Annotated in this window: 16 protein-coding genes and 1 riboswitch; of the genes, 11 read left to right on the top strand and 5 right to left on the bottom strand. The window is 33.2% G+C overall.

The window, feature by feature from the left end:
* The 4 genes from LQ693_RS07815 to tenA all read left to right on the top strand — a co-directional run.
* Window positions 1-1202: LPXTG cell wall anchor domain-containing protein (locus tag LQ693_RS07815; protein ID WP_239743648.1), on the top strand; the 1202-nt coding region annotated here is incomplete at its 5' end.
* A gap of 183 nt (window positions 1203-1385) precedes the next feature.
* Complete coding sequence (locus tag LQ693_RS07810; protein WP_239703142.1) at window positions 1386-2999, top strand: poly(glycerol-phosphate) alpha-glucosyltransferase; 1614 nt, start codon at window positions 1386-1388, stop codon at window positions 2997-2999.
* 104 nt (window positions 3000-3103) lie between these two features.
* Window positions 3104-3835, top strand: coding sequence for an epoxyqueuosine reductase QueH (locus LQ693_RS07805; RefSeq protein ID WP_107565842.1), 732 nt, complete (start codon window positions 3104-3106; stop codon window positions 3833-3835).
* Between the two features lie 60 nt (window positions 3836-3895).
* Window positions 3896-4004, top strand: a riboswitch (TPP riboswitch).
* A 66-nt stretch (window positions 4005-4070) separates the two neighbouring features.
* Window positions 4071-4748 carry a thiaminase II gene (tenA, locus tag LQ693_RS07800; RefSeq protein WP_107565833.1) on the top strand — a complete coding sequence of 226 codons (678 nt, stop codon included), beginning with the start codon at window positions 4071-4073 and terminating at the stop codon, window positions 4746-4748.
* A 160-nt stretch (window positions 4749-4908) separates the two neighbouring features.
* Here tenA and LQ693_RS07795 read toward each other — a convergent pair whose 3' ends face one another.
* From LQ693_RS07795 to LQ693_RS07785, 3 genes are read right to left on the bottom strand one after another with little or no spacing between them, the layout of a single operon-like run.
* Window positions 4909-5802 (bottom strand): VOC family protein, encoded by an 894-nt coding sequence (locus tag LQ693_RS07795; RefSeq protein WP_204172451.1) that lies wholly within the window; start codon window positions 5800-5802, stop codon window positions 4909-4911.
* A gap of 57 nt (window positions 5803-5859) precedes the next feature.
* Window positions 5860-6552, bottom strand: a complete 693-nt coding sequence (locus LQ693_RS07790) for a GNAT family N-acetyltransferase (protein WP_239703141.1) — start codon at window positions 6550-6552, stop codon at window positions 5860-5862.
* A gap of 50 nt (window positions 6553-6602) precedes the next feature.
* Complete coding sequence (locus LQ693_RS07785; RefSeq protein WP_239703140.1) at window positions 6603-7178, bottom strand: phosphatase PAP2 family protein; 576 nt, start codon at window positions 7176-7178, stop codon at window positions 6603-6605.
* Between the two features lie 161 nt (window positions 7179-7339).
* On the opposite strand from LQ693_RS07785, the gene LQ693_RS07780 reads away from it, so the two are divergent.
* From LQ693_RS07780 to LQ693_RS07770, 3 genes are all read left to right on the top strand, one after another.
* A complete protein-coding gene (locus tag LQ693_RS07780) occupies window positions 7340-8254 on the top strand; it encodes an LCP family protein (RefSeq protein WP_119475278.1) in 915 nt (304 codons plus the stop codon).
* A gap of 45 nt (window positions 8255-8299) precedes the next feature.
* Window positions 8300-8599 carry a hypothetical protein gene (locus LQ693_RS07775; RefSeq protein WP_107590986.1) on the top strand — a complete coding sequence of 100 codons (300 nt, stop codon included), beginning with the start codon at window positions 8300-8302 and terminating at the stop codon, window positions 8597-8599.
* Window positions 8600-8674: 75 nt separating this feature from the next.
* Complete coding sequence (locus LQ693_RS07770; RefSeq protein ID WP_107590987.1) at window positions 8675-9535, top strand: fructosamine kinase family protein; 861 nt, start codon at window positions 8675-8677, stop codon at window positions 9533-9535.
* A gap of 32 nt (window positions 9536-9567) precedes the next feature.
* Here LQ693_RS07770 and LQ693_RS07765 read toward each other — a convergent pair whose 3' ends face one another.
* On the bottom strand, window positions 9568-10128 hold the full coding sequence (locus LQ693_RS07765) for a helix-turn-helix domain-containing protein (protein WP_025906934.1): 561 nt from the start codon (window positions 10126-10128) through the stop codon (window positions 9568-9570).
* Between the two features lie 116 nt (window positions 10129-10244).
* On the opposite strand from LQ693_RS07765, the gene LQ693_RS07760 reads away from it, so the two are divergent.
* Together LQ693_RS07760 and LQ693_RS07755 are read left to right on the top strand one after the other, a co-directional pair.
* Window positions 10245-11435: a CynX/NimT family MFS transporter gene (locus tag LQ693_RS07760; protein WP_107590988.1), complete on the top strand. Its 1191-nt coding sequence runs from the start codon at window positions 10245-10247 to the stop codon at window positions 11433-11435.
* 214 nt (window positions 11436-11649) lie between these two features.
* Window positions 11650-13032, top strand: a complete 1383-nt coding sequence (locus tag LQ693_RS07755; RefSeq protein WP_103360958.1) for an amino acid permease — start codon at window positions 11650-11652, stop codon at window positions 13030-13032.
* A 414-nt stretch (window positions 13033-13446) separates the two neighbouring features.
* Here the strand turns inward: LQ693_RS07755 and LQ693_RS07750 are convergent, their stop codons facing one another.
* The gene (locus LQ693_RS07750; protein ID WP_239703139.1) at window positions 13447-14364 is read right to left on the bottom strand and encodes a nucleoside hydrolase; all 918 of its coding nucleotides are present in this window, start codon (window positions 14362-14364) and stop codon (window positions 13447-13449) included.
* A gap of 265 nt (window positions 14365-14629) precedes the next feature.
* Between LQ693_RS07750 and LQ693_RS07745 the strand changes: the two genes are divergently transcribed.
* Entirely contained in the window at window positions 14630-14992 is a 363-nt protein-coding gene (locus tag LQ693_RS07745; RefSeq protein ID WP_107633902.1) for a helix-turn-helix domain-containing protein, read from the top strand.
* 18 nt (window positions 14993-15010) lie between these two features.
* On the top strand, window positions 15011-15571 hold the full coding sequence (locus LQ693_RS07740) for an RBBP9/YdeN family alpha/beta hydrolase (protein WP_158258801.1): 561 nt from the start codon (window positions 15011-15013) through the stop codon (window positions 15569-15571).
* Window positions 15572-15642: the final 71 nt, after the last annotated feature.

Here is a 15642-nt window from a genome sequence, read left to right as displayed (position 1 = left end):
GTGATTCAGATTCAGACAGTGATTCAGATTCAGACTCGGATGCAGACAGTGACTCGGATTCAGACAGCGACGCAGATTCCGACTCAGATTCAGATAGTGATTCGGACGCAGATAGTGACTCGGATGCAGACAGTGATTCGGATGCGGACAGTGATTCCGACGCAGACAGCGACTCCGACTCAGACAGTGACTCAGATGCTGATAGTGACTCAGATGCCGACAGTGATTCCGATGCAGACAGCGACTCAGATGCAGACAGTGCTTCGGACTCCGACAGTGACTCGGATGCAGAATCTGACTCGGATGCCGACAGTGACTCAGATGCAGACAGAGACTCAGATGCAGACAGTGATTCGGACTCAGATAGTGATTCAGACTCAGATAGTGACTCGGACTCAGACAGTGACTCAGACTCAGATAGTGATTCGGACGCGGACAGTGACTCGGATGCAGATAGTGACTCAGACGCGGATTCTGACTCCGATGCAGACAGCGATTCAGATGCAGACAGTGACTCAGACGCGGACAGTGACTCAGATGCGGATTCTGACTCGGATGCAGATAGTGATTCGGATGCGGATAGTGACTCAGACGCAGATTCTGATTCCGATGCAGATAGCGATTCGGACGCAGACAGTGATTCCGATGCAGATAGTGATTCCGATGCCGACAGTGACTCAGACGCAGATTCTGATTCAGATGCAGACAGTGACTCAGATGCCGATAGCGATTCAGATGCAGACAGTGATTCAGACGCAGACAGTGATTCCGATGCCGATAGTGATTCAGATGCAGACAGCGACTCAGATGCGGACTCTGATTCCGATGCTGATAGTGACTCAGACGCAGACAGTGATCCAGGCGCAGCTGTAAATGTGGAAAGTAATATTGGTTCTGATTCAGGTGCTGATGATAATTTAATTGATGTTAGTACTTTACAAGAAGCACCAGGTTTAGATGTAAACAATAATGAATATAGACAAGATCTAAGAAATATTAATTCAATTACTAATAATAAAGTTACTACTTCTGTTACAAATAATGTCTCAGAAAATCAAGTATCTGATAAAGAGAATAAAGATAATAATTTACCTGATACTGGTGAAGTTAAAACGAATAGTGGAACTTTACTTGCAACGTTATTAGCGGGATTAGGATCAATTTTCTTATTCAGTAGAAGAAGAAATAATAAAAAAGAGTAATGACTGAAGATTCTTGATTGTGGCTAGGACAACTTAGTTTGTTCTGGCCTCAATTTTTATTAAATTTGAATTAATAGATACATAAAGATTGAAACTTATAATTTCTGTTATTTAATAATATTTAAAAGTTATTGAATAGAATTGTTATAATAGTATAAAAGCACAAATAATGGGGGATTAACTATGAATTTAAGTAAAGATATAGATAGAATTCTTGAGATGCATAAAAAATATCCTAAACATGATGTTAGCTTTGTAAGTATAGGCAATCAGTACCAAAAGGCAATCGTAAGAGTTTTTAAGAATCCAAATAATATTAAAAGAAATATTTTGAAGTTAGCGCAAGAATTTCGAAAGAAAACTGGAAAGAGTGCTAATTGGGTAAAGCTTGATTTTGTCATAGAAGAAGTAGAGATAGATTTTGATATATTAAAAGACGATTTAATTAATACAAGAAGAAACTATGTTGATTATGGAATGGCATTAGATGACAAATGGGAATATGCTTTTTTATCTAATGAAATTAATGCTAATGCTTTTGTTAGACCATCAAAAGATAAAAAATCATTCATTTTATCTGAAGACAATATTAATAACTATTTGAAAAAGTATAAAGGTATTAAAGTACGTTATAGTCATCAACAATACGAAGGTGAACGTGTACGAAAATTTTATACAAAAGGCTATATTATAGAGGATAATGATGTGTTTGCTCTTGATGAGCGAGGTTATACAAAAGGTCTAAGAGAAATAGACAACTTAAGTAATGAAATCGATATGATGATTGAACATAGTACACATTATTTAAGTAATGAAATTGGAGAAGATGGCAAGTACCATTACGGGTATTTTCCTCATTTCGATAAAAATATAGCATTTTACAATAACTTAAGACATTCATCATCAACATACGCTTTAATAGAAGGCTTAACATATTTAAATGAAGATATCACAATTGCAGAAAAAGCTATAGATTATTTAATCAATCATTATTTATATGAAACTGATGGCTTAGGTCATATATTTGACGATACTAAAAATGTAAATGAAATTAAATTAGGTCAGAATGCAGCGTTTATATTCGCAATTTGTGAATATTTAAAACATAATCCAAATAAAAAAGAATATCTTGAAGCTGCACAAAAAGTGGCACGTGGTATTGAAACGATGATAGGCGAAGATGCTAAAACGGTGCATGTCATTAACTACCCAGAATTAACTGTAAAGGAACAATATAGAATTATATATTACGATGGAGAAGCGGCATTAGCTTTATTGAGGTTATACCAAATAGATCATAATGAAAAATGGTTAAATATTGTTAAAAATCTATTTGAACGTTTTATTCAAAAAGATTATTGGAAGTATCACGATCATTGGTTAGGTTATTGTACAAATGAACTTGTACAAATCGATCCACAAGAAAAATATTTTAAATTCGGTATACAGAATGTGTCTAGCTATTTAGATTATATGTACCAAAGAGAAACAACTTTCCCAACATTTTTAGAAATGTTAATGGCTACATATCACTTAGTTGAATACGCTAAAGAATCAGGTTATGAATCTTTAGTAGAACAACATTTAGATGAAAAGAAATTTATAGATACCATTCATAAACGTGCAAATTATCAAAGAACAGGATTTTTCTATCCAGAAGTTGCGATGTATTTTAAGAATCCTTCAAGGATACTTCATTCATTCTTTATTAAACACCATGGCTATAGAGTAAGAATTGATGACATTGAACATTACTTATCTGGATATGTACAATATCAGAAAGTTTTTAAAGGATAAATATCACCATACTATCTCTAATCATCATATTGCTATCACCTTTTGAATGTTATAAAATATTGTAAAAATGACAATTTTTGTATAAAAGAATGGTTAGGGATATGGTGATTTCAGCTGATGGTATTATTGCTAAGATGAAAAATCAAAAGATTAACTATGATAAGGTTATGCGTAAAATGATTTCTGAATGGGAACGTTCTGAAACAAGACCTTCTATTTTAATTCATAGTTGTTGTGCGCCTTGTAGTACTTATACGTTAGAGTTATTAACACAATATGCAGATGTTGCGATTTATTTTGCGAATCCAAATATTCATCCGAAAAGTGAATATGAGCGTAGGGCGAAAGTTCAAGAAACGTTTGTTGAACAATTTAATGAGCGTACAAATTCTAATGTTAAATATATTGAAGCAGCCTATGAACCACATAAATTTATGAAAATGGTTAAAAGTAAAGATTTAGCTGATGAAAATGAAGGTGGGCTAAGATGTACGGCTTGTTTCGAAATGCGTTTAGAACTCGTTGCAGAAGCGGCAGCTGATCTTGGAAATGATTATTTTGCGAGTGCGTTAACATTGTCACCTAAGAAAAATGCACAATTGATTAACGAACTTGGTATGGATGTTCAAGATTTATATCATGTTTATTATTTACCGAGTGACTTTAAGAAGAACAAGGGGTATGAAAGATCGATTAAAATGTGCAATGAATATGAGATTTTTAGACAATGCTATTGTGGTTGTGTGTTTGCAGCTATGAAGCAAGGTATAGATTTTAAAGAAGTGAATAAACAGGCTAAAGCTTATTTAGAATCATGTAATAAAAGTTGCATGTAATTTTATTTGCAATCCTAGGATAAAACAGATATGTTGAAAGAGTATAGAAATTAAATAATTTTAAACCACTGGAAGTGCCTTTATAAAGGCTGAGATTAAAGTGATACCTTTAAAATTCCTTGAACCTGATCCAGCTTATACTGGCGTAGGAAAGTGGCGTATTGATTATAAGGTACTCATGACGCTATTTTCTTAATGAAAATAGCGTTTTTTTAATTATAAGGAGGATTTATAAATGAAATTTACAGATAGAGTATTCAATAGAGTTGAACCGATTTGGCAATCTTATATGAAACATCCTTTTATTATAGGATTAGGTGATGGCACGTTAGATCAAGAAAAATTTAAACATTGGTTGAAACAAGATTATATATATTTAATAGAATATGCGAGACTATTCTCAATTGGTGCAGCTAAATCAACTGACTTAAAAATGATGGCGACTTATGCTGATTTAGCGAATGGCACATTAAATACTGAAATGTCATTACATAGAGGCTATGCTAAGCAATTTGGTATATCAGAAGCGGAATTAGAAGAGACAGAACCGGCTCAAACGACTATTGGCTATACGAGTTATATGTTGAATATGGCACAACAAGGTGGCATTGAGAATGTTATTGCGGCTATTTTGACATGTACTTGGAGTTATAATTATATAGGGTCAAAATTAGCTGAAATTAAAGGAGCATCGGACCATCCTTTATACGGAGAATGGATTAATATGTATGCTTCAGATGAATTTAGTCAGTACAAAGAAGATTGTATTCAGTTGATGGATCAAGTTACAGAAGGTAAGACAGAAGCGGAATTACAATGCTTAGAAGATATTATTGTTAAAACGAGTTACTATGAATATATGTTCTGGGATATGGCTGAACATTTAGAAACATGGCCAGTACCGGTAAAATAAATAGGGAGCGGGACAGAAATCTAATTTGTATAAAAAGATTTCGTAGTCCCGCCCCGGCAAGGCTGACTAGAGTTGAAAAAAGCTTGATAAAAGCGCATTTTCAATTCAGTCAGCTACTGCCAAGAAGCATGCACAATGCTTCTGTCTTTTTTTTATACTATTATTTGCCTTCGTAGGCTTTTATTAAAGTTTCTACATCGAATTTCTTCATTTTAAGAAATGCTTTTGTAACGTTACTGATTTGTTCTGGTGTGCCTTCTTCTGCCATTTGATCCATGATTTTAGGGACAATTTGCCAGGAGACACCGAATTGATCTTTGACCCATCCGCATTGTTCTGCTTCTGGTACAGCAGATAATTTATCCCAATAATAATCAATTTCTTGTTGGTCTTCTAAAAATAGTATTAATGAAATACCTTCGTTTAAGTTGAATTCATGTTTATGTGCACTATCAAGTGCGACAAAATATTGATCTTCTAATTTAAATTCTGCGTGTGCGAGTGTATCTGGCTTGTCTGGCTCCATGCCTTCTGGGTAATAAAATTTACTAATATCACCACTGTTTTTAAATACGCTTGTGTAGTAGTTAATCGCTTCTTCAGCTCTACCAACATTATCATTAATGAACATAAATGATGGTCTAATACGATCATCGAATGGTTGGTCTGTGATGAGGAGTTGCCATGAAACACCAAACTGATCTTCCAACCAGCCATATTTTTCACTAAAGTCGTAAGCACCAAGTTCCATCATAATTTTCCCGTTATGTGCGAGTGCAGTCCAAACTTTGTCGAGTAATGCTGCTTCAGATTGTTTGAAAAGTACTGTAAATGATATGGAAGGATTTTTTGTGAAATAAGGACCAGCATTGATTGCCATAAATTTATAACCAAAAATATTAAAAGTGAGCTGTTTTGCATCTCCGGATGGTGTATCTGTAAACGTTACATCTGAAATGATTTCTGATTCTGGAAAAGTTTGCATATAATAATCGACGGCTTCTTGCGCTTCGTTATCGAACCATAAATGCGGAACAATTCTTTGATTATTCATTTCTTCATCTCCTCAGTCCTTTTTACTTATTATACCCATCGTTATAAATATAAACATTTAGTTCATTGAAAGTTTATTGATTTGTGTGCCATCATGGTTAAAATTATTTTCATCAAGCCATTCTTCGTAATGTTTTTTGATGGATGGCCATTCTTTATCAATGATAGAGAACCAGTCTGTATCGCGATTCCTTCCTTTATATACGAGTGCTTGTCGAAAAGTTCCTTCATATTTGAAACCAAGTCTTTCGGCAGCATGTTTCGAAGGTGCGTTCAAACTATCACATTTCCATTCATAGCGTCTATATTTTAAAGTTTCAAAAACGTATCGAGCAAGTAAATATTGTACTTCAGTAGCAATGCGCGTTCTTTTAAGTAGTGTTGAATAATGAATGTGGCCAACTTCTATCGTTGAAGCTTTAGGATTAATTCTTAAAAGTGACATTATACCTAATGCTTGATGTGTTTCTTTGTCGACAATCGCAAAGAAATAAGGATCTTTAGAAATGATTCTTTCTTCGATTAACTGCGTAAATGAAGCTTTATCATGAATCGGTTCATGAGGTAAATACGTCCAGTTTGCATCATTTTCTGATGAATATAATAAAGGGAATAACTGATCGATATGACTTTCGTTTAAATGTTCAAGTTTACTGTACTTACCTTCAAGCATATCAACACAAGGCATATTCGGTTCTTTAAATGATTTGACTTCATCACCAATTGGTTGATTAAAAGTATTATATCTCATAAAAAATCCTCCTTTATTTTTATCATAGCATAAAATAAAGGAGGTGAAATTTACGAGCGCGAGTACTGATGCATAAATTTAGCAACGCTTAAGTAAACTAAATGAACAATGATTAAACTTGCGACAGTATCAGAAAAGAAGTGTGCACTTAAATAAATTCTTGAACACATCATAGACAAAATTAATATAGCAGTAATCCATTTAACTGTTACATGTTTGTATAACGCAAGTATGAGAAAAATCGCTACAAATAATGTTAGTGTATGCATGCTTGGAAAGCTGTAACCATCAATTAAATCGGATGGTCTTGGTCGTTGAATAATATATTTTAACGCTGTTCCGATAAATAGTGATGAGAAAGAGAATATTAAATACTGTAGCAAATTTCTTCTATTATAAAAGTATAATCCAATTAATAATATGCATATTAAAATACCGCTATGTAAAGGTGAAAATATAAATGAAAAAATCGATAAATAATTATGTAATCTAAATGCTAATGTTTCAGTTTGTATAAATTGATAGACATATTGATCAATAGGATTGATATAATTTGTAAGAATCAATGACACGATTAAAATTAATAAAATAGTATAACAAATAATGAGCTTGGAATCTTTCTTCATTGTGCGTAAAGCTCCTTTGAACGTGAATATTTAGACTTTTTTCTATTGTAAATATAAAAATAATTTTAAACAATAGGACTTTAGGACTACCTAAATATCATTTAGTAATTTACTTAAAAATGCTATCATAGTAATTATAAATAAAAAATAGGAGTGTGACTATGAAGCTAACAAGAAAAGGTAAAGTAACAATTATTATTGCAGCTATCGTCTTAATTGCTGGGATATTCGTAACAGTAAAGGCGATTAATATAAATAACAAAGTTTATCAACCCATCAATAAACAAGATACAAAACATGTGAAAGAAAAAATTAAAAACAATAAGCCGATTTCTATCGCGATTTTTGGTGTAGATTCTAACAAAGAAAGAGAATCAGAAAATATAGGTGAACGAACGGATTCAATCATGTTAGCTTCAATTAATCCTAAAACTAAAACAACTAAACTCGTTAGTGTTCCACGTGATATGGCAGTAAATATTCCTGGATATAGTAGTCATGATAAAGTTGCACATGCATATGCATACGGTGGATCAAAAACAGCCGTACAAACATTAAAAAATGAATTCAATATACCGATAGATGGGTATATAACAGTAGATATGGATGGCTTTAAAAAGACAATTGATGCCTTAGACGGTGTAAATGTTAAAAGTAATAAATCATTTACTTTTAACGGTACAAAATTTAAAGCTGGAGAGAAAATGAAATTGAATGGACAAGAAGCATTAGACTTTGTACGTAGCCGTAAAGAAGAAGGCGCTGGAGATGATGAAGGAAGACAAGAAAGACAACGTATTGTAATAGAAGCAACAAGTAAAAAGCTTAAAAATAATTTGAATGTTAATAATTTCAATGAGTTGATGAATGTCGCTCAAGATAACATTACAACAAGCTTTAACTTAAATGACACAAGAAAACTAATCACTGACTATAAAAGTGCAACAGAGCATTTTGAGAAGATATCTATCGATGGTGTGAATCAAGTAGAGAGTGATGGTATTTGGTATTTCGAAGCAGATAAAGGTGCGAAACAGGAAATTGTGAAATCGTATAAAAATAATTTAAAAAGCTAACATATGGATGTTTCAATATACTTAATATGAAATGGGGTTATTTTAGTGACTTCAATTAATGAAGTGAAGATTGAACAAAATATGAATCACCTTATTCAAAATTACGGTATTCAATTATTAAATTATATGAGTGTTTGTGAAAGAGAAGAAAAAGCATTACTTTCAACGTTTAAGAAAGTGGATGATCAAACTATTAAAGCAACTCTAGAATTGTTGAAGCAAAATAATCTGATCAATGTTAGAACTGAAGAGATTATGCCCCCAAACATCTATTATCATCTTACGAAAGATGGCGCGTTGATTTTGCAGATGATTTATAAGTTTGAATCATTAATCTTTGAGTAGGTTACACAATAATAAATAGCTGTTGTTTTGAACTTTGAATAATTTTTAATACAATAACACATAGGAGGGATCGTCATGAATAAAGATTGGCAATCACAATTACCTATAGATGATATTAAAGAGCTCATACCAGTAAGTGGTGGAGATGTGAATGAAGCATATAGAATTGAAAGACAGAGTGGAACGGATTTTCTACTTGTTCAACATAATAGAAGCGAAGATTTTTACGCTGCCGAAATTGCTGGTTTAGAAGCATTTGAAGAAGCGGGTGTTACAGCGCCTGTTGTTAAAGGTTACGGTCAAATTAATGGAGATGCGTATTTAATACTGAGTTATCTTGAAGAAGGTCGTCGAGGTATTCAAAGTGAACTCGGCAAACTGGTAGCGAAATTGCATAGTCATTATCAACAAGATGGTAAATTTGGATTTCATTTACCTTATCATGGTAGCGATATTACGTTCGAAAATGGTTGGAAAGATACATGGATTAATATATTTGTCGAGCAACGTTTAGATCAACTGAGAGACGAAATTGTAAGAAGAGGACTTTGGTCTAAGGACGAACTTCAACAATTTGAACAAGTACGTACAGTCATTATTGAAGCCTTAACAGAACATAAAAGTAAACCGTCATTACTACATGGAGACTTGTGGGCAGGTAATTATATGTTCTTATCAAACGGGGAACCAGCATTATTCGACCCTTCACCATTATATGGAGATCGTGAATTTGATTTAGGAGCAACAAGAGTCTTTGGTGGTTTCACGGAAGCCTTTTATAAAGCTTATGATGAAGCATTACCATTAAGTAAAGGTGCAAATGAAAGAATTAAATTTTATGAACTTTACTTATTGATGGTGCACTTAGTGAAGTTTGGTTCAATGTATGCAGGTAGTGTTCAGAGAACAATGGATGACATATTAAATGATAAGTAAAAAGGATTGGGATGAAAATTTATCCCAATCCTTTATTTATTGTGTTGATATTGTATAGTTGCTGTTAAATGAACATCATCTTCACCTATATTACGATAAGTATGTGTGACGTCAGATTCGAAACGTATCGCATCATCTTGACGTACTGTGTGTTTAACGCCATTGATATCGACTTCAAGTGTGCCTCTATGAACGATGATGTATTCCTCAGATCCATTGTGATGTCCTTCTGATTTCATTTCAGCTCCACTTTGTAAAATCATATTAAACATTTCAAAATTTTTATCAATATTAAATGGGAAATATGGGTATATCGTGACGGATTGATTATCGTTATATATAGGTGTAATGTCTGCTTTAGACACGCAATTAATGTTATCTTCTTTATTAGAAATTAAGTCGGATATAGGTAAATGTAAGCCATTTGCTATTTTCCATAAAGTTGTAATGGTAGGATTAGATTGTCCATTCTCAATTTGATTGAGCATTGTTTTGCTAACGCCTGTCAATTTAGATACTGTGCTTAGGCTTAATTGTTGCGATGTTCGGTACTGTGACAAATTATGCGCAACAATTGTATGGATATCTTTCATAAATATAAACACTCCTATTTACTTTATAACGAACGCATTGTACAATATAATGTGTTCTTTATAACGAACGTTAAGAACAGTATAACAGAAATTCACTTTAGGGAGATAATAAAAAGATGGATCATATAAATAGAAGTAAAAAACAAACTTTAATATTATTTATTGGTATCTTACTAATTGGAGCAAGTTTAAGAGCACCTATTACTTCAGTAGGGATTGCATTGCCTTCAATTAAAGAAACTTTAAATTTATCCAATACATCTGTCAGTTTAATCACAATTATTCCATTGCTTTCATTTGCAGTGATTTCACTATTCGCTGCTAAAATTAGTCATAAATTTGGATTAGAACGTACAGTTTTTGGTGCACTCATTTTAATTTGTATAGGTATTGCTTTAAGGGCAATTACTGGAGTCTCTTGGTTATATGTCGGTACGGTATTAATAGGTGTAGGGATTGCGTTTGGAAATGTGTTAACACCAGGTATCATTAAAATGAACTTCCCGTTACGTATAGGTATCATGACAGGTTATTACACAGTTGTGATGAATATATTCGGAAGTGCTTCATCATATGTTACAGCACCACTTGTTAAACATTTTAATTACAACATTGCAATCAGTTTAATAGGTATTGTAACGTTTATAGGTATTATTATATGGTCATTCCAGTTAAACAAACATGAAACAGTTAATAGTTCTCAAACTACGACAAATATAAATGTTTGGAAATCACCATTGTCATGGCAAATTACGCTATTAATGGGCGGCCAGTCAATGATATTTTATTCATTGATAAATTGGTTACCTGAATTTTTATTAAGTCATGGTACACCGATTAATGAAGCGGGGATTTATTTATCTATTCTTCAATTAGCGATTATTCCACTAACTTTTGTCACACCTATATTTGCTGAAAAAATGAAGAACCAAGTTCTGATTACTTTTGTGACAGGATTACTTTTCGTATTAGGTATACTAACGTTAATGTTACAACCTAACTGGGCATTTTTAGGTATTATATTGATTGGTATTGCCAGTGGTTTAGCATTTGGACTTGTTAATACATTCTTTGGATTAAGAACAGAAAATGGTTTAACGGCAGCCAAATTATCAGGTATGTCACAGTCAGTAGGGTATTTATTTGCTGCGATTGGTCCATTACTATTCGGTATACTGCACGATGCTACAAATAGTTGGAATACGTCATTTGGCATACTGCTTGTTACGTCAATTATCATTATGATTATAGGATCACGTGCGGGTAGAAACATTACAATAGAACAAACTTTAGGAGCGAGACATTAAATTAATGTCTCGTTTTCTTTATTTCTATTTATTAATTATAAATAAATTACAATATTATGAACAAAATACATATAATTTTATAAAAAAAGGAAAACGCTTTCTAGTAGTGCTTTATTTTCTGATTATTTATAGTATAATTGTCCCATGAAGTTTGAATAAAATTAAATAGATAAATCTTAACTGAAAAGTTTGTAATGAGGAGTGACATGAAAGAATGGAAGACAATCATTTAAAAAGGGGTCTGAGTTCACGTCAAGTACAGATGATTGCACTTGGTGGAACAATAGGTGTTGGTTTGTTTATGGGTGCTTCAAGCACTATCAAATGGTCGGGACCATCTGCAATATTCGCTTATTTAGTAGCAGGCCTTTTCTTGTATTTAGTAATGAGAGCAATGGGAGAATTAGTTTATTTGTATCCGACTACAGGATCATTCGCCAACTATGCGAGTGATTATTTACATCCAGTAGCTGGTTATGTAACAGCTTGGAGTAACATATTCCAGTGGATAGTAGTAGGTATGAGTGAAGTAATCGCTGTTGGTCAATATATGCAATACTGGTGGCCAGATTTACCAACATGGATACCAGGGGTAATAGTAGTTGTAACTTTAGCTGCAGCAAATTTAGCGTCAGTTAAAGCTTTCGGTGAATTTGAATTCTGGTTTGCAATGATTAAAGTAGTAACAATTATTTTAATGATTATAGCTGGTTTCGGTCTAATCTTCTTTGGACTTGGAAATGGCGGGAATGCTATAGGATTAGGAAACTTAACAGAACATGGTGGATTCTTCCCTAAAGGCATCGTAGGTTTCTTCTTTGCATTATCAATGGTTGTAGGTTCTTATCAAGGGGTAGAATTAATAGGGATTACAGCTGGTGAAACGAAAGATCCACAGAAAAATATTAAAAAAGCCGTTAATGGTGTAATATGGCGTATTTTAATCTTTTACATAGGTGCAATTTTCGTTATTGTAACAGTTTATCCATGGGATCAATTAGGTAACGTAGGTAGTCCATTTGTTGCAACATTCGCAAAAGTAGGTATCACAATTGCGGCAGGATTAATCAACTTTGTTGTTATAACAGCAGCAATGTCAGGTTGTAACTCAGGTATATTTAGTTCAAGCCGTATGGTTTATACATTAGCTCAAAAAGGACAAATGCCTCGTATTTTCACAAAAGTTATGAAAACAGGGGTACCATTCTTTGCAGTATTAGCAATTTCAATTGGTATTTTTGTAGGTGTTATTTTAAATATTGTATTACCATTAGTGATTGATGGTTCTGAAAATATCTTTGTGTATGTATACAGTGCATCAATACTACCAGGTATGGTTCCTTGGTTTATGATTTTATTTAGTCATATTCAATTTAGAAGAAATCATTCAGATGAAATTAAAGATCATCCATTCAAGATGCCATTTGCACCATACTCTAACTATTTAACATTAGGATTCTTTATCTTAGTATTAATCGGTATGTTGTTCAATTCAGAAACACGCGTTTCTGTTATTATCGGTATTGTATTCTTATCCGTAATGACAATTGTATACTTCTTAAGAGGTTATCATAAAGAAGATAAAGGTGAGTATTAAGCCTTTAACATAAAGCGTCTGGGACAGAAATGTTCTAGACGCTTTTTCATACTTTTAGAAATATGGGGGATGAGGTATATTTTAGATGCGGGGAACATGTGAGTGAGGTGTGACTAGCAATGTTGGAGGTCTGAATATTGCAAGTGGGGTGCGACAAGCAATGTTGGAGGTCTGAACATTGCAAGTGGAGTGTGACAAGCAATGTTGGAAGGCTGAATATTGCAAGTGAGGTGAGACAAGCAATGTTCAGGACCTTGTATTTATCAAGACTGGCCAAACAAGATAAATAGGAGCTCTGTATATTGCAAGACTGCCTAAACAAGCAACATAGAGCTCATCTCCCTCAAATTTCCCATATGAAAGAGACTGGAATGCAATATTCCAGTCTCATTATTTTATATGAATAATGTTTGTTTATTGATTTTGATGTATTGCTTTAATAAAGTCTACAAATTTTTCTCGGAATTGTTCGTTTTGTGCATGCATACATACTTCTACTTTACCTTCATCACTAAATTCTGTGTATGTACATCCTGCTGCTTGTCCTTCTGTTATGACAGATACATCGGCACGCTGTGTTGTAAACATTTCTGGATATAATAAGTAGAAGATTGTACATAAGTCATGAATGATATGTTCATGTTCTTCGCCGGCATTTACATCGTTGTATGAAGATAACATATTTATAATGATGTTTCCAAAATCTCCTTGTGTTTGAATGATATTTAAATCATCTTTATTGATCATAGTTTCTCTTGTTACATCAAGTCCACACATTACGATTGGGACATCTTGATCGAAAACAATTTTTGCTGCATGTGGGTCTACAAAAATATTAAATTCTGCAACGGGCGTAGCGTTTCCTCCAACTGCTGCGCCGCCCATTAACACGATTTGTTTAATGTTCTTTTTAGTTTCAGGGAATAGTGAGAATAACAGCCCTATATTTGTTAGTGGCCCAATTGGTACGAGTGTAATAGGTTCTTCAGAATTCAAGATAGTATCTCTCATTGCGATAACAGCATGTTCTTCTAGAATATCATTATGTAAAGTGGTATTGATTTGAGCATTTCCTATACCATTTTGACCATGTACATGTTCTGCTGTTTCAAGTGTATTAATCAGTGGTTTATCTACACCTTTAGCAACTGGCGTATTTGAATGAAAGTAACTTACAATATCTAATGCATTTTGAGTTGTGTGTTCAATGCCTACATTACCACCAATAGTTGTGATTAATTTTACATCTAATTCTTTACTATGTAGTGCTGCAGAAATCGCTATAATATCGTCTATTCCAGGGTCCGTGTCAATAATAATCGGGATTGTCATGTTGTTCGCTCCTTTATCGGTATGATATATATAGTATAACAAAGTACAATTATAATTACGGAATGAACGATTAATTGCACTTTTTGAAAATAAGACAGAAGGCAGAGTAACCTTTTAAAATAAATGACGTATTGTAAAAAAAGTATATAATGGTGTTAAAGGTTATGTTCATGCGTTTGCAACTTCAATTTGCTCAGGGTGCAAAGTAAAGTATCGGGATATTTTGAAGTAGTCGTTATATAGTAAACATAAGGAGTTGGTTGATATGAATATTGGAGCTAGAATTAAAGAAGAGAGAGAAATTAATGGATGGTCTCAAGAAGAACTCGCTAACAAATTACATGTCACAAGACAAAGTGTTTCTAAATGGGAACTCGGTAAAGTATATCCAGGTATAGATATATTGGTACAAATGAGCGATATCTTTGATGTATCTTTAGATGAGTTAATCAAAGGGGATAAAAATTTAAAAAACACGATAATTGAGACTTATCGAAATGAACCTAATCATAATCAAAACTATTATGATCGTCCGATGAATGGTTGGGAGTTCTTATCAAGATTTTGGTGGCTCGTATTTCCGTTTGGAGGTATTATAATAGGTATCATTAATGCACTCGTACAATAAACAGAAGAGGTGATGAATATGGATAAACATTTATATATAGCACATGGCTATACTGCAAACAGTAAAAAGCATTGGTTTAAATGGTTAACAGAACAAATTGACGATATAGATAGTAAAGTATTGGACTTTCCTAATTCATCAAATCCTGTGTTAGAAGACTGGAATAAGACTCTATTAGATGAAGTAGATATAACGAGTGGTAATAATGTAATCGTTGCACATAGTTTAGGTGTAGTGACGGTATTAGATTATCTATCTAGATATGAAGGAGAATGGAATGTTAAAGGACTTGTTCTTGTAGCAGGCTTTTATGAAAAGATTCCTAACTTAAATAAAATTGATGCTTACATGGATCAAACGCATGTAGATTTTGAAAAGATTATTAAACGTGTACCAAACATTGTGAGTGTCATAGCATCTAATGACCGTTTAGTTCCGCGAAATTTAAGTGAACGATTGGCAGAAAAGCTTCAATCTGAAGAGGTTATTGTTGAACATGAAGGGCATTTCTGTGATTCAGACGGTTATACTGAGTTTCCAGAAGTTGCTGAAATCGTAAATGATATGATTAATAAATAAAATATATACAAAAAAAACGCCCCTGGCTATTGCCGGGGGCGTTGGATTAATGTGTTGAATAAAATTTTAAT

The organism is Mammaliicoccus sp. B-M6 (assembly GCF_022386965.1).
Classification (GTDB): domain Bacteria; phylum Bacillota; class Bacilli; order Staphylococcales; family Staphylococcaceae; genus Mammaliicoccus; species Mammaliicoccus sciuri_A.
The sequence above is the reverse complement of the archived record's forward strand: the minus strand, read 5'-3'. Positions and strand labels throughout refer to the sequence as shown.

Coding starts and splice junctions, on each gene's coding strand:
- LQ693_RS07810 (WP_239703142.1), top strand. CDS start 1,386: ATGAATTTAAGTAAAGATATAGATAGAATTCTTGAGATGCATAAAAAA.
- tenA (WP_107565833.1), top strand. CDS start 4,071: ATGAAATTTACAGATAGAGTATTCAATAGAGTTGAACCGATTTGGCAA.
- LQ693_RS07795 (WP_204172451.1), bottom strand. CDS start 5,802: ATGAATAATCAAAGAATTGTTCCGCATTTATGGTTCGATAACGAAGCG.
- LQ693_RS07790 (WP_239703141.1), bottom strand. CDS start 6,552: ATGAGATATAATACTTTTAATCAACCAATTGGTGATGAAGTCAAATCA.
- LQ693_RS07785 (WP_239703140.1), bottom strand. CDS start 7,178: ATGAAGAAAGATTCCAAGCTCATTATTTGTTATACTATTTTATTAATT.
- LQ693_RS07780 (WP_119475278.1), top strand. CDS start 7,340: ATGAAGCTAACAAGAAAAGGTAAAGTAACAATTATTATTGCAGCTATC.
- LQ693_RS07770 (WP_107590987.1), top strand. CDS start 8,675: ATGAATAAAGATTGGCAATCACAATTACCTATAGATGATATTAAAGAG.
- LQ693_RS07765 (WP_025906934.1), bottom strand. CDS start 10,128: ATGAAAGATATCCATACAATTGTTGCGCATAATTTGTCACAGTACCGA.
- LQ693_RS07760 (WP_107590988.1), top strand. CDS start 10,245: ATGGATCATATAAATAGAAGTAAAAAACAAACTTTAATATTATTTATT.
- LQ693_RS07755 (WP_103360958.1), top strand. CDS start 11,650: ATGGAAGACAATCATTTAAAAAGGGGTCTGAGTTCACGTCAAGTACAG.
- LQ693_RS07750 (WP_239703139.1), bottom strand. CDS start 14,364: ATGACAATCCCGATTATTATTGACACGGACCCTGGAATAGACGATATT.
- LQ693_RS07745 (WP_107633902.1), top strand. CDS start 14,630: ATGAATATTGGAGCTAGAATTAAAGAAGAGAGAGAAATTAATGGATGG.
- LQ693_RS07740 (WP_158258801.1), top strand. CDS start 15,011: ATGGATAAACATTTATATATAGCACATGGCTATACTGCAAACAGTAAA.